13 protein-coding genes are annotated in these 18,169 nt (G+C 36.4%); 2 read left to right on the top strand and 11 right to left on the bottom strand.

What is annotated here, in order from left to right:
• Positions 1-198: 198 nt before the first annotated feature.
• The 9 genes from AAT17_RS11825 to AAT17_RS11785 form a co-directional block, all read right to left on the bottom strand.
• Positions 199-6,042 (bottom strand): choice-of-anchor J domain-containing protein, encoded by a 5,844-nt coding sequence (locus tag AAT17_RS11825; protein ID WP_060524596.1) that lies wholly within the window; start codon positions 6,040-6,042, stop codon positions 199-201.
• A 159-nt stretch (positions 6,043-6,201) separates the two neighbouring features.
• A complete protein-coding gene (locus AAT17_RS11820; RefSeq protein ID WP_042280378.1) occupies positions 6,202-7,008 on the bottom strand; it encodes an enoyl-ACP reductase in 807 nt (268 codons plus the stop codon).
• A gap of 28 nt (positions 7,009-7,036) precedes the next feature.
• The gene (gene recN, locus AAT17_RS11815; protein WP_060524594.1) at positions 7,037-8,716 is read right to left on the bottom strand and encodes a DNA repair protein RecN; all 1,680 of its coding nucleotides are present in this window, start codon (positions 8,714-8,716) and stop codon (positions 7,037-7,039) included.
• 84 nt (positions 8,717-8,800) lie between these two features.
• On the bottom strand, positions 8,801-9,700 hold the full coding sequence (locus tag AAT17_RS11810) for a DUF4835 family protein (protein ID WP_060524592.1): 900 nt from the start codon (positions 9,698-9,700) through the stop codon (positions 8,801-8,803).
• The gene (coaBC, locus tag AAT17_RS11805) at positions 9,675-10,883 is read right to left on the bottom strand and encodes a bifunctional phosphopantothenoylcysteine decarboxylase/phosphopantothenate--cysteine ligase CoaBC (protein WP_060524590.1); all 1,209 of its coding nucleotides are present in this window, start codon (positions 10,881-10,883) and stop codon (positions 9,675-9,677) included. Before coaBC ends, AAT17_RS11810 begins: the two co-directional genes overlap by 26 nt.
• A 7-nt stretch (positions 10,884-10,890) precedes the next feature.
• The gene (locus AAT17_RS11800) at positions 10,891-11,211 is read right to left on the bottom strand and encodes a DNA-directed RNA polymerase subunit omega (protein ID WP_042280383.1); all 321 of its coding nucleotides are present in this window, start codon (positions 11,209-11,211) and stop codon (positions 10,891-10,893) included.
• A gap of 1 nt (position 11,212) precedes the next feature.
• Positions 11,213-12,016: an outer membrane protein assembly factor BamD gene (locus AAT17_RS11795; RefSeq protein ID WP_060524588.1), complete on the bottom strand. Its 804-nt coding sequence runs from the start codon at positions 12,014-12,016 to the stop codon at positions 11,213-11,215.
• An 81-nt stretch (positions 12,017-12,097) separates the two neighbouring features.
• Positions 12,098-12,973 (bottom strand): 4-hydroxy-tetrahydrodipicolinate synthase, encoded by an 876-nt coding sequence (gene dapA / locus AAT17_RS11790; RefSeq protein ID WP_060524586.1) that lies wholly within the window; start codon positions 12,971-12,973, stop codon positions 12,098-12,100.
• A gap of 1 nt (position 12,974) precedes the next feature.
• Entirely contained in the window at positions 12,975-13,436 is a 462-nt protein-coding gene (locus AAT17_RS11785) for a hypothetical protein (protein WP_169709766.1), read from the bottom strand.
• Between the two features lie 88 nt (positions 13,437-13,524).
• On the opposite strand from AAT17_RS11785, the gene AAT17_RS11780 reads away from it, so the two are divergent.
• Together AAT17_RS11780 and AAT17_RS11775 are read left to right on the top strand one after the other, a co-directional pair.
• Positions 13,525-14,328: a 5'-nucleotidase C-terminal domain-containing protein gene (locus AAT17_RS11780; protein ID WP_060524582.1), complete on the top strand. Its 804-nt coding sequence runs from the start codon at positions 13,525-13,527 to the stop codon at positions 14,326-14,328.
• Positions 14,329-14,330: 2 nt separating this feature from the next.
• Positions 14,331-15,254 (top strand): metallophosphatase, encoded by a 924-nt coding sequence (locus AAT17_RS11775; RefSeq protein ID WP_060524580.1) that lies wholly within the window; start codon positions 14,331-14,333, stop codon positions 15,252-15,254.
• Between the two features lie 5 nt (positions 15,255-15,259).
• Here the strand turns inward: AAT17_RS11775 and AAT17_RS11770 are convergent, their stop codons facing one another.
• Together AAT17_RS11770 and ligA are read right to left on the bottom strand one after the other, a co-directional pair.
• Positions 15,260-16,063, bottom strand: coding sequence for a hypothetical protein (locus AAT17_RS11770; protein WP_060524578.1), 804 nt, complete (start codon positions 16,061-16,063; stop codon positions 15,260-15,262).
• Between the two features lie 2 nt (positions 16,064-16,065).
• Positions 16,066-18,120, bottom strand: coding sequence for an NAD-dependent DNA ligase LigA (ligA, locus tag AAT17_RS11765; protein ID WP_060524576.1), 2,055 nt, complete (start codon positions 18,118-18,120; stop codon positions 16,066-16,068).
• Positions 18,121-18,169: the final 49 nt, after the last annotated feature.

Below are 18,169 nucleotides of genomic sequence, written 5' to 3'. Positions count from 1 at the left end.
ATTATCTGTTCAAAATAGTGAATTCTCCAAACACATGATAACAGTATCTTAACATATTCGATGTAATCAATATTCAACCGACAAAATGTTCTTTATCTAGTAAGCTAATCGATTTTTAATTTTTACTGATAATTACGCTTTCGCGAAAGCATAAAAAAAGGCCGCACAAGGCGGCCTTCTAATTGAATTAAATTAAATCTATTCTTTAATCACACGTACAGTTTTTGTAGCTCCGTTGCTTGAAACTTGAAGCAAGTACATTCCTGTTGAATAAGTAGAAAGATCCACCACAGCGTTTTGAGATGCTGGCTTGTAACTTACTACTTGCTGACCACTTAGATTTGTTACTACTATGCTATCAATAGTATTTACTGCTGATATGTTAACTATGTCCACCGTTGGGTTAGGATAATAAGTAAATCCTAATTCCTGAGTGTTGTCAACACTTGCAGATGCATCTATTTCAAAAACACCTACATGGAAGTCATAATCTTCAGTATCATCCACAGCACCGTCTGTTGCATATATTGCAAACCTTGTAATACCTGTGTAGGCACTTATGTCTATCGTTTCTCTAGTACCTGTAACAGCTGGCTGATTAGCCAATGTCCAAGTAAAGATTGAACTCCATGTCGCACCATTATCTGTCGAAACCATAAGATCTACTTGATCGTCAGATCCCATCGTATCTGTATCAGCAGCTGTAGAAGTTCCAGAAAAAGTCCAGTTGGTAACAGCCACTTCTATCACTAATTCATCATTTGAAGTACCTGATAAATCAAAATCTTCAGAAATTAACCATTCTTGATCCACAGATTGATATAAATTCATCGCATTAGAGTTGATCACGTTTCCGTTGATGTCGGTATACGCTCTACCATCTCTCCAATCAGAAGCACCAAAATTAGATGGACCACTAGTTATATCACCTGAACCTGCTTCATCCCAACAATTATTAGGAGCATTTTGAGACATATCTGCTACATAAGGATAACTTGTTACCGGAGAACAGTCTGTTCTAAAGGTTACAGGACCAATAAAGTTTGTATCACAGTCTGCTCTTACATAAACGTCGTATTCTGTATCAGCGCTTAATCCTGATTCTGTATAAGGTATTGAAGTCGCATTACTTGTACCAGCAACCGGTGCAGCGCTACCTTGAGGTAACACAACTACTTCCCATGCAGTAGAAACTGGTATATTATTATCAGTCCAGCTTACTGTAAGACTTGAGGCTGTAGAACTGTCTAATACGATGTTAGATACGTTCACACAAGATGGTCTAGGTATACAGTTATAATTTGCTTCCCAACCAGCAGCAGTTACACTACCGTCTGATGTGAACTCTATTGTAATCGCACCATCCGTATTAAGTCCTTGGAAAACTGCTGGATTTTCTAAATCAGCTTCTAGCACAGGAGCACTTGTATCTAATCCGTCATAAATAGTAAGAGTATCACAACAATTCTCTAGATCTACCAATGTAAAGTCTAACTCAACGATATTAGTGGCAACATCTGGTACATAAGTAATTGTATAGTTTTCTCCATTTGAGTAATCTCCAGTAGCTCCACCCGTATCGTAAACCGTGTCACCACAAACAGCACTTGTAGTAAAGGTAACTGGACCTTCATAAGGACTTGTGTTTCCAACTGAACATACAGCACGTACATAGACATCATAATCTGTACCTGAAGTTAACATAGATAATGTGTAAGGATTAGTTGTAACACCAGCATCAGTTGGTGTTCCTGTCGGAGTTGTACCAGCTGGTACTACCTCAATATCCCATTCAGTTTCAGAACCACCATTTGTCCAACTAACCTCTGCTCCAGTAGCTGTAATATTTCCAATAGTAATTGCAGATACTTCTGGACACGAAGGAATATCTTCGATTACGACATCGTCGATATACATTCTCCAACCATCAGTTCCGTTAGGTGGTACTCTCCAAGCTATGTAAACATCACCAGTAAAAGATGATAAATCAACTACCTGTTCTTGGTAAGTTGTATTAGAATACAAATTCACAGGCACAATAGTGTTAGTAAAATCTGCTGCGGCATTACCAGTTGTAGATAAAAGTACTTCCATATCATTAGGTTCGTTAGCACTTTGCACTCTATACTGATAAATCAAACGCTGGCCACCAGTAAGTGTAATTGCAGGTGATATCAAGTAATCATCATCTACACCACCATTAAAGTCTGTATTCATTGCAGCTACCTCATCACCTTGGAAAGTGTTGAAAGAGTAATCTAGATCCCATTGATCTCCATCTCCATTTTCATCTAGAACTGTCCAACATCCTTGAGTAGCACTATTGCTATCAAAGGTTTCGTTAAATGGCACACTAAATGCATTACACGAAGTTCTAAATGATGTTGACACCGACCAAGGGCTAAATCCACCAGATGGACAAGCTGATCTGATATATACATCATATTCTGTATTATCAATTAATCCAGTTAATGTAAAAGGATTCGTAGTAACCGTTATTAATGTTCCTGTCCCTAATACAAACCCTGCTGGTCCGTATTCAACTTCCCAAGAAGTAGCAGTGCCTTGTTCTGTAAAATCTATATCAACAGCATCAGTTGTTATGTTTGATGTATTAATTGCTATAGGCTCGTTACAACTAGGTATGGTTTCAAATCTTACGTTATCTATGTACATAACCCAACCATCAGTACCATTTGGTGGTATTCTGAAAGCAACATAAACATCACCTGAATAAGCAGACAAATCAATAGTTTCTGTCATGTACGTTGTGTTGCTATATTGAGTCACTGGAAGAAGTTGCGTTGTAAAATCTGCAGCATTTGTACCAGTTGTAGAGATAAGAACCTCCATATCATTAGGTTCATTGGCACTACGAACTCTATAATCATATCTCACTCTCTCATTTCCAGTCAATGTAATTGCTGGAGAAATCAGATAATCATCATCAACACCTCCGTTAAAATCAGTGTTCATGGAAGCAGATTCATCTCCTTCACTAGGTGCAAATGTATCATCAAACTGCCATTGATCACCATCACCATTTATGTCTAATACAGTCCAACAATCTTGAGTACTGCTTGTAGAATTAAATGATTCAGTAAATGGAATACTAAAAGCATTACAAGCTGTTCTTGCTAATACTGCATTAGCAGTCCAACTACTTTGATCTGTTGTTGAACAAATAGCTCTTAAGTAAAAATCATACTCTGTATTGTCAGTAAGACCAGTAACTGTAAATGGATTTGTAGTAGCCGTAACAACTGTTCCAGATCCTTGCCCAGCTCCAGGCGCTGTGTATTCAATTTCCCATTCTGTTTCAGAACCACCAGCTGTCCATGAGAATTCAATCGAATCAGATGAATTGGTTACTGTTGCAAAATTAAAAGGAGTTGGACAAGCTGGAGCTTCTAATAGCTCTATATTATCTATAGCAATGTCTCCTTCAAAAGTACCAGCAGAAGTTCCAACAAAAACCAGTTGAACACTTTGACCAGCAAACGCATTTAATGAAACAAGGAAGTTTTGGAAAGGATCCGTATCAGCTTGTTGTTGTTCTCCAGAAATTGAGAACACACTTGTATCTGTTCCACCTGCTCTAATAAATAATTCAAGCGTTCCTATATCACCTCCAAACATATGGTAATCAAATGAAACAGCAGGAACTGTTAATGCAGATAGATCATAAATAGGAGAAACTAATTCTGTAGTATCTCCAGCTGAACCGTTAGAACCTTCTGTATAAAAATAATTACCTGTTGTAATTGAAGGAGCTGGTCCAGTTCCTCCTGAAGCTGTTAATGTACCAGGTGCTAAAACCCAAACAAATGATCCCGATGAGCTTGCCTCCCAACAGTTTTCAGAGGTAAAAGCATCAGCTGTGCCAGGGAATGTATTTGTTGTAGGTGTAAAACCTGTCTCAAAATCAATAACAGCTGGGGCTGTAAATGGCAAACATAATGTTTGCACACCTATAGGTCCTGTCCATGTACTGAAGTCAGTAGTTGAACAAGCTGCTCTTATATAAAATTCGTAACCTGTATTATCTGTTAATCCAGATACAGTAAATGGATTTGTGGTAGCTGTTACTACAGTACCTGATCCTTGACCTGCACCTGGTGCAGTATATTCTATTTCCCATTCAGTTTCTGTTCCACCATTTGTCCATGCTAATTCAACAGAGTCAGAAGTTGCGCTATTTACAACTAAACTAAGTGGTCTCGGACAAGAAGGTGCTTCAACAAAACCTACGTTGTCAATTGCAATATCACCTTCAAATGTTCCAGCTGATGTTGCTTCAAACACTACTTGAACAGTTTGACCTGCATAAGCCGCTAATGGTAATATTAATGATTCAAATGGATCAGTATCTGAAGTTTGTTGTTCACCTGATATTGAGAAAATATTAGTATCTGTTCCTCCTGTTCTTACGATTACGTCAAGTGTACCTATATCACCACCGAACATGTGATAGTCAAAAGAAACCGCTGGGGCTGTAAGTCCAGAAAGGTCAACCTGAGGTGAAACTAATGTAGTAGTATCACCTGCTGTTCCACTCGAAGCTTCTGTATAAAAATAGTTACCTGTAGTAACTGATGGGGCTGGACCTGTTCCTCCTGATGCTGTTAAAGTACCTGGAGCTAAAACCCAAACAAAATTTGCCGAAGAACTAGCTTCCCAACAATTTTCATTAGTAAATGCATCTCCAGCTGATGGAAATGTATTTGTTGTAGGCGTAAAACCTGTTTCGAAATCAACTGTTAAAGGAGAAGAAAACGGCAAACATAATGTGGTAAAAGACACTAATTCCCAACTACTGAAATCAGGTAAATTAGGATCACAAATACCACGTACATAAACTTCATAGACAGTTGCATCAGTCAATCCTGACAGTGAGGTTGATGGTGTGGTAGGATTAGGAGAAACGGTTGTTCCTTGTCCTGTACCTGGATTAGTTATAACTCCGGCCACAGCCCATTCAACTTCCCATTCCGTCTCTACTCCACCAGCAGTCCATGAAATATCAGCACTTGTAGTTTGTATGTTACTAGTTGTAAGGCCTGTTACTACAGGACAAGATATCGCTGTTGTAGCCACATAAGGTCCAGACCAACTACTTAAATCTCCATTTCCACAATCAATTTGAACCCAAAATTCATATTCAGTATCTGACATTAACCCACTAACAATCGCAAGTGGTGCAGTGAATTGCTGTTCTTGTTGACCTTGTCCAGTACCTGGAGTTGTAATTGTTCCTGTTGGAGCATAATTAACATTAAATGTAGGATTACTATTACCCCTTGCGTCCCAAGTAAATTGTATTTCAAACGCACTTTCAGTAATAGGTGCAAAAGCCCCAGGAGCAGGACAAGATTCAGTCGTAGTACCTTGTATAGGTCCTTGACTGTTACTTATGTCTGTACCAGGTGTACAAACTGCTCTTACATAAAAATCGTAAGTTGTTTCTGAAGTTAATCCAGGAACCGTAAAAGGATTTGAAGTTGCAGAAACTACCGTACCTCCAGATCCTACAGTATATGGACTCACTCCGAATTCTATTTCCCATTCTGATTCTGAACCTCCATTTGTCCAGCCTAATTCTATCGAATCGGCAGCTGCATTGTTAACTACAAGTGCAGTTACTACGGGACAAGTTGGACAACTCGCAGCAGCCGCATATAACGCCGTTCCTCCCGGATTGTTAAATCCAGCATCATAAAGAACAATACCTTCAGAATCTAATAATCTAAACGTACCGTCTCCTGGAAAACTTGTAGGACGATAGTCCACGTTTACCGCGTCTCCTGTATTTACAGTAATGTTATACGTTTCGGTTACTGGAGTTCCAGCATTACCGGTTTGGATTTGGAATGTGGTTGTTACACCTGCAACGGTGACATCCACACCCGTGTTAGCCGTAAGATTCGCCCCAGACACCCAATCATTACCTAGATTATCGGTAAGTTCTAGAACATAATCACACTGGCTGTAGCTGACTATACTAAATAGAAAAGCTACTAGAACAAGTAATTTTGTTTTCATGTTAAGTTTGATTTTAATTTGTCTGCACAAGATACTATTTAACTTTCACTTAACAATTATCTAACATGTTATCTTTTTTAACTTTTTATTAAAAACCTCCTCAATATTCAAAAAAAAAGCCTCGCTACTGCGAGGCTCTTATAATAAGATATTGTTTTGTTAAAATTTCTCAATCACTTCTTGGCTTACACCAGTATTTGAGAAGCCACCATCGTGAAATAAATTTTGCATGGTTACTTTCTTAGTATAATCAGAAAATAAAGTCACCGTATATTCCGCACAATCTTGAGCAGTAGCATTACCCAAAGGGCTCATTTTTTCAGCATAGCTCAAGAATCCTTCAAAACCTTTAACTCCACTACCAGCTGTAGTTGGTGTAGGTGATTGTGAAATCGTGTTTACTCGTACCTTCTTTTCTTTACCAAAGAAATATCCAAAACTTCTAGCAATTGACTCTAAATATGCTTTATTATCTGCCATATCGTTGTAATCTGGGAATGTACGTTGAGCAGCCATATAGGTAAGTGCAACAATACTACCCCATTCATTCATTGCATCATTTTTATGCAATGTTTGTAATACTTTATGAAATGATAAGGCACTTACATCCCATCCCTTTTCCGTGTAATTGTAGTTCTGATCTGTATAATGATTTCCTTTTCTTACATTAACACTCATACCTATTGAGTGAAGAACAAAATCTAATTTACCTCCTAAAATCTCAACCGACTCAGTTATCAATTTCTCTAAATCTTCTAAATTTGTTGCATCAGCTGGGATAATCTGACTTCCTGTTTGTTCTGCCAATTTATTTATTTGCCCCATACGCATTGCGACAGGAGCATTAGTCAAAACAAAAGTTGCTCCTTCTTCATGAGCTAATTGAGCTGTTTTCCAAGCTATCGAATTTTCATCTAACGCACCGAAGATTATTCCGCGCTTTCCTTTAAGTAAGTTGTAAGACATAATTTTTGATTAGGTGGCAAATATAAGATTATTGCAAAAGTACTCTTGCATTTTCTCGTGCTGCATCAGAAATTTTTCCACCGCTTAACATTTGTGCAATTTCTTCAATTCTAGCAGAAGCATCTAATTTGCTTATATTACTAATAGTTTTTTCGTTATCAATTTTTTTCTCAACCAATAAGTGTTCGTGACCTCTTGCTGCAATTTGTGGTAAATGAGTTATGGCTATAACCTGCATAGACTCACTCATCACCTGCATGATAGATGCCATTTTTTCGGCAATTGCACCACTCACTCCAGTATCAATCTCATCAAATATTATAGTTGGTAATTTTTTATTCACTGCCAGTTGTGATTTAATAGCGAGCATTACTCTAGATAACTCTCCACCACTAGCTGCTTTTTCAATAGGCTTCAAAGTTGATCCCATATTTGCAGTAAATAATAAACCTACTACATCTTTACCTAAGTTGTGGAAGCTATCAGATGATTCAACTTTACAGTTTAATTGCGCATGTGGCATCCCTAAAGATTGTATTTGACTATCCAACTTCTTCTCCAAAGAATCTTTATACATGATTCTCATTCCCATTAATTCACCAGATAGATTTGTGCATTGATCGTGCTTTTCACTTAATAGTTTATTGAGTTCTGTTTTTCTCTTATCTAAACTCGATGTTTCTAACACTTTAGCAGCGAGCTCATCTCTAATCACTATAAGCTCAGAAATTGAATCAGTTTGGTGTTTTTTAAATAAATTTTGAATAGTGTTGAGAGTTTCATCAATCTCGGCAAGCCTTGAAGGGTCTGCCTCTATATTATCAAATTCTCTTTCTAAGGTTTCAACAATATCCTCAAGCTCCACTAACGTTGAACTAAGTCTTTGATCAATTTCACTATATAAAGACGAGAATCTTTTGATCCCAGAAATGGCTGCAATAGAAGATCGTAATTGTTCCACGACACCATGATCATCTTCATTAACGATTTTAAACGCCATTCCCAACCCTTCTTTTATTGACTCAACATTACCCAGTTGCTCTTGCTCTTCTTCAAGTAACTCTAGGTCAATACTTTCTAAATTAGAGTCTTCTAACTCACCAAGTAAAAAGATATTATAATCATTTTCTTTGATCAAGTTGTGCTCCTTTTCTTCGAGAGTTTTTAATTCCCGTTCCAAAGATTTAAATTCTGTAAATGACCTTTGATAATCACTCAACACCTTTAAAAATGATCGCTTTTTATTTTTAGTTTCAAATGCAACATGAGCATCTAACACCTCTCTTTGAAAGGAATCCCTAATTAAATCACGAGTATCATGTTGAGAGTGTATATCAATCAAGTATCCACCTAGTTGCTGTAGTACAGATAAGGTAACTGGCAAATCATTAACAAAAGCACGGCTCTTCCCTGACGGTAGTATTATTCTTCTTAAAATAGTATGATTTTCATGATCGAGATCAAGATCTTCAAAAACCTTTTTTAAATCTAATGATGATAAATCAAAATGAGCTTCAACGACACATTTTGAATCAGAATCACGTACCACACTTAAGTCAGCGCGTTGACCTAGTATAAGACCAAGTGCTCCTAGAACTATTGATTTTCCCGCACCCGTCTCTCCAGTAATAGTTGTAAGACCAGTTGACACATCTAAATCTAGATGTTCAATCAAGGCAAAATTCTGTATATGTATTGAGGTAAGCAACTTACTTTAAACGATTTAATAATTCCAGTTAGACAAATAACATAAAGAACTAAATTAATCTAAAGTAATGGCATAGAAAAATGTTTACACACGAATTGTACGCCATTTAGACGATTGGTTGGGCGCTAGTTTCTGTAGTAACGTTTTTAAATCTCTGATGTTTACTGCAGGACCGTCAGAATAGATTCTAGATATCTCATCGGCTTTTGCATCAAAGAAAGTACGTTGTAATAAACTATTAGGTCTGCGCTTATTCAACTCCTCAAATTGCACTAAAATTGTTTTTAGTTTCTCCTTTGTCCTTTTAGGATCTTCTGCAAACTTGTCCATACCTAATAAATGATATTCATACATCACTTTACGATATTCTACATAAGTATCAGATAATAAATCATCATTGAGACGGTACCTTGAAATAAGTCCATCATTTGGTCTCCACCCACGAACCGAAGTATCTGACTGAGAAAGATTCACAATTTGTTGCGCTTCTCTGTGATAAGATTCGCCACCTTTAAATTCAAATGTATCTGCATCTATTCCTATTACAGTAAGAGCATAAAAAGAGACTAATGACAATAGGTTATTTTCATATTGGTTTTTGTTGTAAAAGAAAGGAGCATATTCTACATATTCAAACCTTACATCATTGTCTTTATAATTAAAAATAGGTGTGCTATAGGTACTATTAAAAACTGGACGAGATGCCGACACTTGGAAATTGCCCTCAAACCTATCATTGTCATATACGTTGACAACAAATACAAGAGACATAGTGATTTTTTCTTCATCCTCATATTCGTTATCCGTCCATTTAGTATTATTTAAAAACTCCTGCATAGAAGTTTCTAATGTTTTAAATATGGATAAATCTGGTTGAGCTACTCCTTGAGCATTAACTTGTACAGTAGCATTAAGCTCTTGGCCGTGGCCATATAAAAAGCTTAATAACAAAAAAAAACTACTTAATCCTTTTAACAATCTCATTAACTATATCTTTTGCGACCTCAACCTTACTTTTTAATTCAAATGGAATGACTTCCTTTTCCTTAGTAATCAAGGTAATTTTATTGGTGTCTTTTTTAAAACCTGCACCTTTATCTCTCATAGAGTTTAAAACTAATAAATCAGTATTCTTTTTTTCCGCTTTCGCGAAAGCGTGATTCAACTCATCATTAGTCTCTAGAGCAAACCCCACAAGAAACGGTTTGTTTTTTAACGCTCCTACACTTGCTAAAATATCGGGATTTTTGATCAATTCTATATGTAACGTGTCTTCCTTCTTTTTTATTTTGTTTGTAGCGACATCTTTAGGCCTGTAATCTGCAACAGCAGCACTAAAGATAGCAATATCCATTTCTGATACTATCTTGTGGACTGCATCGTACATATCTCTAGCATTAGTCACATCGATGCGTTGAATTGAAGAATACTCTACGATGACCGAACTTGGCCCCATGATCAAATGTACCTGTGCACCCATTTCTGCAGCTTGTACAGCAAGGGCCGCACCCATTTTTCCTGAACTGTGATTTCCAATAAAGCGTACTGGATCGATAGCCTCGTGAGTAGGGCCAGCCGTTATTAGAACTTTTTTATCGTGTAGAGGTAATTTTGACAAGATATCATTTTCAACGAATGTGATAATTTCTTCAGGTTCGGCCATGCGTCCTTTTCCTGACAAACCACTTGCTAATTCTCCATCACCTGCTGGAATCATAAGGTTACCATAAGATTTCAACTTTTCAAAATTATGAAGTGTTGATGGATGCTTATACATATCAAGGTCCATGGCTGGAGCAAAGTAAACAGGGCATTTTGCGCTACAGTATACCGCAAGCAGTAAATTATCAATTGTACCGCCTACCATTTTACTCAAGGTATTGGCTGTAGCTGGTGCAATAATGATTAAATCGGCCCAAAGACCTAATTCCACATGATTATTCCATGTATCATTTTCATCATCTTCATTGGTAAAATGAGAATGAACCGGATTCTTTGAAAGTGTAGATAGAGTAAGCGGTGTAACAAAATCTCGCGCAGCAGGAGTCATCACCACTTTAACGACAGCGCCTGCTTTAATAAGCAGGCGCGTCAAAAATGTTGTTTTATAAGCAGCAATACCACCAGTTACACCCAGTAATACTTTTTTACCACTTAGTATAGACATATCTTAATTAAGATTTGCTAGTATCTCTATGATAGATTTTACCATCTAACCATTCTTTTACAGCAATAGCTGTAGGCTTTGGCAAACGCTCATAAAATTTAGATACTTCAATTTGCTCCTTATTTTCAAAAACTTCTTCTAGTGAGTCATTGTAGGTAGCAAATTCTTCTAGCTTTTCAATTAGCTCTTCTTTGATATCTCCTTTAATCTGCTCAGCTCTTTTAGCGATAATTGAAATCGCTTCATACATATTACCAGTAGGTGAAGTAAGGGCATCACGATTGTAGGTAATAGTTGTAGTTGCTGCGTCTAAATTTTTAGTATCCATATTAATTACTCAAATTCTCTGATTCAAATTTTTCTATTTCAGCCATGATCTCCTGTGCATCATCTTTATATTCACTATTAGGAAATCTGCGTGCAAAGTTATTATAATATTTTTTAGCAAGCGCTAATCGTTCTGGAATTAAATTTTCAAAACTATTAACAGCATAAATATACTGAGATTCAAAAAGATAATAATGTGCATCATCTAGGTAATTTGATCCTGGATGATCGATTATAAAATTCTCAAAACCTGCTATAGCTGCTTTAATATAAATTCCGCCTCTGTGATGATATTGTTTAGCAATTTCATAGGCCTTGCGATCTAATTTCTCTCTTAATTCAGCTACAAGAACATTAGCTTCTTCATTATACTTCCCTTCTGGGTAAGCATTTATATAATCTTGCAGTTTAACAAGTGCCGTATTAGTGTCAGATTGATCTTTAGAATATACAGGAGACATGTGATAGTAACTCTTGGCTCCTAAAAAAACCGCTTCCTCCACGTTGTTATCTAAAGGGTGAGAAGTTACAAATCGCTCAAATTGATAGGCACTGCTTAAATACCTTCTATCTCCATAAAGCGCCTTAGCATACTTAATAGCCATAGGGGCAGCACTGTCAGTACCTCTATATAAGGGAATGATCTGTTCAAAAAGATCGATACTCTTACTATATTTCTCCTTCTTCATTAATGTATCAATCATACTCACCTTGACATTAGGATCATCTGATTTTAATGCCTTTTGATAAGGACCACAAGACACAAGAACTAAAAAGATAAAAAATATTAAAACAATTTGTTTCATACTACGGTATTGATAGGCTGCAAAAGTAATGTATTCACAACACTCCTTATAATTTTAATTGTGAACGACAGTTAATACGTTTTAGTACGCATTCATGAAATCAATTATACTAGTTCTCAATTTTTGTGAAACTGGCACTAATGGTAATCTTAAATGCTCTTCACATAAATCGAGATGGGCTAGCATTGCCTTGATACCACCAGGGTTTCCTTCGGCAAAAATTAAATCGATACTAGCTTCAAGTTTATGATGCAGTTTATAAGAATCTATTGCATTACCTTTTAAAGCTAGTCTAATCATTTCGCTAAAATCGCTAGGCAATCCTTGACCGATTACAGATATCACTCCAGCACCACCAGCAAGAGTCATTGCGTTGGCGATCATATCATCTCCAGATATCACAAGAAAATCATCTGGTGTATGTTTTATCATTTTCATGGCAGCTACAAGATCTCCTGCTGCTTCCTTTATCGCTACAATATTTGTATAATCATTTGCCAATCGAACTACGGTATCAACAGCCATATTACTCGCTGTTCTTCCTGGAACATTATATAAAATAATAGGCTTATCAGTAGCTTTTGCGACTGCTGCAAAGTGTTGATAGATACCTTCTTGGGTAGGTTTGTTGTAAGCAGGTGAGACACTAAGTACAGCATCAAAAGACGAAAGGTCAGTTTGTTTTAATTCATCTACTACAACAGCTGTATTACTACCACCTATACCTATTACAAGAGGTAATCGTCCTGCATTGGTTTCAACCACGGTTTTTACAACATCCTGTTTTTCCTGTTTAGAAAGGGTAACGCTTTCTCCAGTCGTTCCTAAGACAACTAGATATTCTATACCATTATCAATTTGGTAATTCACTACGGACTGTAAAGCACTGTGATCCACATCACCATTTGCTTTAAAAGGAGTTACAAGTGCTACTCCTGTTCCTTTAAGTTGTTGCATATTATCGGGTTAAAATTTTTATATACTTTGCTATTTCTTTTACAAATACGTCTTTGTCGTTTGATGACACATTAATTGACAAATCATAAAGCTCTTCTCGTGCATCATTGATAGCTACTTTAAGAGCTGCCTGTGCCTTGATCGTCACAAATGTAGCTAGTTCATCCGGATCTTTTATGAGTAATATTTGTAAATCGTGTTTTTTTTCAATCGCCTCGACTAGTTGCTCATCAACAACGGTTGCATTCCATTTAATAGACTTTTCATCAAACGGAATACCATCCATTTCATGAAATTTCTTTTTATCAGTTACTTGATTTAAAACTGTCAAGTTTTTATCGTCAATTTTAAGTTGTTCACACCACCTTAAAATATCATCATAGGCAATTTGACTAGCGCTAGAGGTAATGACTAACAATGATTTAGGTACCACAGGAACACTATTCCTGTTTTGCGATTTCAATTTTCTAATCGCTTTCCTCAGCGATCTACGCTTTATTCCTTTAAAAAACATTTACTTTTACTGTGGAAACAAAAATAGAATATTTCACATGGCTTTTTGCTACAACTTTCCGCTTAAAACATATAGGAAAATAGGTGTTTATCTCGCTTTCGCGAAAGCGCTTTTCTTAACCACACTCTTAACTAGTTGCAATTCAAACACAAACGTTCATTTAGATACCGTTGACTATAAACGAATAGAAATAAACGACTCACTAGCTCAAGAAGATAGTATCGCGCAATTTATTGCCCCTTATGGCGAAAAAATAAATCAAGAAATGAATAGAGTGCTTTGCTATAATCCTAAAAGCATGCACAAAAATGATACTCCACTGAACACAGCGCTTGGAAATATGCTATGTGAAATCATTATGGAACAAGTTAATCCTGTTGTTAAAAGTAGGTTAGATACTAACATTGATGTTGTTTTACTAAATCACGGAGGAATAAGAGCTCCCTTACCAGCTGGTGAGGTAACAACCAAAAGAGCCTATGAGATAATGCCTTTTGAAAATGAGGTTGTGGTAGCACAGCTTAATAAAGCTCAAATGGAGCAACTTATCCAATATATAGTAGATAGAGAAAGAGCTCATCCTTTCTCTGGTATGAAAATTTCTTTAAATTCTGATAGTAGCCTGAATAATGTATCTATAAACGATCAACCTTTAACTGAAAAGATCTATTATGTTGCTACAAGTGATTACTTGTATAACGGCGGTGATAGCATGAACTTTTTTAACAATACAACGGTAACAAAAACTGATTATAAAATAAGAAATGCCATGATTGACTATTTCAAAAAGGTAGATACTCTTAAGTTTGAATCCGACAATAGATTTACTAAAGCAAATTAATCATGAAAAGAAGTACATTTCTTAAAAGTTCAACCGCTGCGGTAGCTGGAATGGGTTTATTTGCCAATTTTTCTACTGCAAGCAGTTTATATAATGTAAGTAGTATAACTGAAAAAAGTAAAAAGATCACCATTTTACATACTAATGATACTCACAGCCACATTGAACCTATTGTAGGAGGACGCAATGATGGTCGTGGTGGTGTTGCTCGTAGAGCAGCTTTAGTTAATCAAATTAGAAAGGAGAATCCTAATACTCTTTTGTTGGATTGTGGTGATATTTTTCAAGGAACCCCATACTTCAATTTCTATGGTGGAGAGCTAGAAATTAAACTCATGAGTATGATGGGTTATGATGCGGCAACAATTGGTAATCATGATTTTGATAATGGTATAGATGGGTTGTACAAGCAGCTTCCACATGCCAATTTTGACTTTGTAATATCCAATTATGATTTCAAGAATACCATAATGGATGGTCATACATTAAAAAATAAGATAGTGACACTAGACGGCATCAAAATAGGAATGTTCGGATTAGGAATAGAACTAGATGGATTAGTAAATAAAACCAACTATAAAGAAACCAAATACCTAGATCCTATAGATATCGCTACAGATCAGGCACGTATACTCAAAGAAGAAAAAGGATGCGATCTAGTTATTTGCATGTCGCATTTGGGATATTCCTATAAATCAGATACTGTAAGTGATGTAAGCCTAGCAGCAGCGACGTCAAATATTGATGTAATAATTGGTGGTCACACTCATACATTTCTAGAAAAACCAGAATTGATTCTTAATAAAGAAGGAAAAAACGTGGTTGTTAATCAAGTAGGCTGCTATGGAATGTATCTAGGTAGAATAGATCTTTACTTAAACGAGACAGATATTAACAATCAAGCTGGAACCGTTTATAATCTATAGAAAGATTATTTTACTCTTTTAAATCCTCTTTCAGGGAATTGAGTATCATACATAACTGGAGATTCTTCCATATGTGCGTAACAACTTTGAATTTTTTCAGAATCTGAAAACAGTAGCTTGTTCTGCTCATCAAGCCGTAGATAGAGTAAATAAATTTCATCGCCTGCTCCACACATACCACGACCATTTCCTCCTGGCTTACTGGGTTCTATAACGGTGATAAGCATGTGAGTAATGTCATGAACTTCTTTAAATCCTTCTATGTGTACTTCATATACATATTCAAAACCCATCGTTCCAAAGTCTAATACCAAATTATCGTCAACCGTGAGGTAGGTATCATATTCCCCTAAATCCCAAAATTTACTTGCCACATCTTCTTCAAAAGTAACTTCCCAAACTTGTGAAGAACCTTTCTTATTCCAGCTCATATTATTGAATATACCATCATCAGAGTCTCCATAAAACTTCTCGTCATAATTTACTGGATGACAACTATAATCATCATCAATTTCTAGTTGAAAATCGCCATCGTATTTTGCATAAATGATGAATTCCTCATTTTCTGGATAAGTTGAAAAATAAACCTGTATGGGTATTGATTGAGTACTTGAATCGTATTTATACCAACCTGTATATTCTCTTTCATATTCACAAAAACCTTGATATTCCATGTACAAGGTTATAGGATATTCACCTACCTTACCTTTTACCATCATTTGATTATTTGTGATAGTACTATAGGAATAGGTTTGGGATTGCAACCAAAAACTATTTAAAGCGAGAAGAAATACTATCAGTAATCTCATAATTATACCATCTTTAAAAACTCTTGTTCACTAATCATGGTAATACCCAGTTTTTCAGCTTTGGCAAGTTTTGAAGGCCCCATTTTATCACCTCGAATGAGAAAGTCTGTTTTACCAGAAAGCGAGCTGCTTACCTTACCTCCGTTATCCTCAATAAGTTTTTTTAAATCATTACGCGACATTTCAAAAACACCAGAAACTACAAAGCTTTTACCAACTAGTTTATCAGTTTGACCTTCTAACTGCTCTTCGCTTAATGAGAATTGTAATCCAGCATTTTTTAACCGTTCTAGAATGGCTTGCTGCCTTTCGTCAACTATGAATTCTACAACAGTTTGTGCTATGCGGTCGCCTATTTCTGGGATAGCGGTTAGTTCTTCTAACTTCTTTTCTGTAGGACTGGAAACATCGGCAAATAAATCTAGATTTTCTTTATCAGGTGCTTCTGGTAAAGCTATGAGAGCGTCCATGCTTTTATAATGTTTGGCTAGTTTTTTTGCCACTGTTTCACCTACGTACCGTATTCCCAAAGCAAAAAGAACACGCTCAAATGGAATTTGTTTACTTGCTTGTATCCCGTTAATCATATTCTCTGCACTCTTTTGAGCCATACGTTCTAAAGGCAGAACTTGTTCAACGGTAAGGTCATATAAATCGGCATAGTTAGAAATTAGTCCTGCATCAACGAGTTGACCAACGGTCTCTGCTCCTATTCCATCAATATCCATTGCCTTTCTTGATATAAAATGCTCAATCCTACCTTTAATTTGTGGTGGGCATCCTAATTCATTGGGACAAAAATGTTGGGCTTCGCCTTCCTTACGGACTAGTTCTGTATTACACTCTGGACATCGTGTAGCATATTCAGTAGGGCTAGAATTATCTGGCCGTTTAGTAAGCTCTACAGCAACAATTTTAGGAATAATTTCTCCACCCTTTTCTACATAGACCTCATCTCCTACTCTAATATCTAGTTTTTCAATTTGATCGGCATTATGTAAACTCGCTCTTTTTACCGTAGTACCTGAAATTTCAACTGGTTCTAGATTCGCTACTGGTGTTATGGCTCCAGTACGACCTACTTGATAGGTGATTTCATTAAGTCTAGTACTCACCTGTTCTGCAGCAAATTTATAAGCCATTGCCCATCGTGGCGCCTTGGCTGTAAAGCCCAGCTCTTCTTGTTGTTGCAGGCTATTTACCTTTATAACAACTCCATCTGTTTCATAAGGTAAATCCTTTCTTGCAACATCCCAATGTTCTATATACTGCAACACCTCATCAATACTCTGCACTAATTCAGATTCTGCAGGCGCTTTGAAACCCCAATCACGCGCTAGGTTCAAACTGTCGTATTGTGATTGCACCGGTAAGTTATCTCCTGCAAGTTGATATAACAAACATTCCAGTGGTCGCTGTGCAACTATACTACTATCTTGTAATTTTAAACTACCACTAGCGGTGTTACGTGGATTGCGATATAGTTCTAATCCTTGAGCTTCACGTTCTTGATTCATTTTATGAAATCCTTGCCACGGTAACACAATCTCACCACGAATTTCAAATTTATCAGGCACTTCACTAGCTCGTAGTTTTAATGGTACCGACTTAATGGTACGCACATTGGCAGTAACATTATCACCTTGAGTACCATCTCCACGAGTAACTGCCTTTACAAAAACTCCTTTTTCATACCTCAAACTTATACTAGCACCATCGTATTTAAGCTCGCATACATATTCAATAGGACCATCAACAATTTTTCTTAATCGCTGTTCCCAATCTAGTAAATCTTCTTTACTATAACTATTATCAAGTGAATACATGCGGTATTCATGCTTCACGGTTTCAAAATTCTTAGTGATTTCACCACCTACCCTAACACTGGGACTATTAGGGTCAAAAAACTCAGGATTTGCTGCCTCGAGTTGTTTGAGTTGCTCTAATTTCTTATCAAATTCAAAATCTGAAATGGTAGGATTGTCGTTTACATAATAGTTGTAATTATGTTCTCGCAATTCATTTCTTAATGCTAGTATTTGTTCTTCAGGACTCATTAAATTGTACTATCTTCTGCAAGTATTTTGTCGACTCTAAATTACAATA

It is taken from the genome of Nonlabens sp. MIC269, from assembly GCF_001430865.1.
Classification (GTDB): Bacteria; Bacteroidota; Bacteroidia; order Flavobacteriales; family Flavobacteriaceae; genus Nonlabens; species Nonlabens tegetincola.
This window is presented reverse-complemented; position numbering and strand designations above follow the sequence as displayed.

What these genes read in the sequence shown, in the direction of transcription:
- AAT17_RS11825 (WP_060524596.1), bottom strand. Translation starts at nt 6,042, where the DNA reads ATGAAAACAAAATTACTTGTTCTAGTAGCTTTTCTATTTAGTATAGTC.
- AAT17_RS11820 (WP_042280378.1), bottom strand. Translation starts at nt 7,008, where the DNA reads ATGTCTTACAACTTACTTAAAGGAAAGCGCGGAATAATCTTCGGTGCG.
- AAT17_RS11810 (WP_060524592.1), bottom strand. Translation starts at nt 9,700, where the DNA reads ATGAGATTGTTAAAAGGATTAAGTAGTTTTTTTTTGTTATTAAGCTTT.
- coaBC (WP_060524590.1), bottom strand. Translation starts at nt 10,883, where the DNA reads ATGTCTATACTAAGTGGTAAAAAAGTATTACTGGGTGTAACTGGTGGT.
- AAT17_RS11800 (WP_042280383.1), bottom strand. Translation starts at nt 11,211, where the DNA reads ATGGATACTAAAAATTTAGACGCAGCAACTACAACTATTACCTACAAT.
- AAT17_RS11795 (WP_060524588.1), bottom strand. Translation starts at nt 12,016, where the DNA reads ATGAAACAAATTGTTTTAATATTTTTTATCTTTTTAGTTCTTGTGTCT.
- dapA (WP_060524586.1), bottom strand. Translation starts at nt 12,973, where the DNA reads ATGCAACAACTTAAAGGAACAGGAGTAGCACTTGTAACTCCTTTTAAA.
- AAT17_RS11780 (WP_060524582.1), top strand. Translation starts at nt 13,525, where the DNA reads ATGGCTTTTTGCTACAACTTTCCGCTTAAAACATATAGGAAAATAGGT.
- AAT17_RS11775 (WP_060524580.1), top strand. Translation starts at nt 14,331, where the DNA reads ATGAAAAGAAGTACATTTCTTAAAAGTTCAACCGCTGCGGTAGCTGGA.
- AAT17_RS11770 (WP_060524578.1), bottom strand. Translation starts at nt 16,063, where the DNA reads ATGAGATTACTGATAGTATTTCTTCTCGCTTTAAATAGTTTTTGGTTG.
- ligA (WP_060524576.1), bottom strand. Translation starts at nt 18,120, where the DNA reads ATGAGTCCTGAAGAACAAATACTAGCATTAAGAAATGAATTGCGAGAA.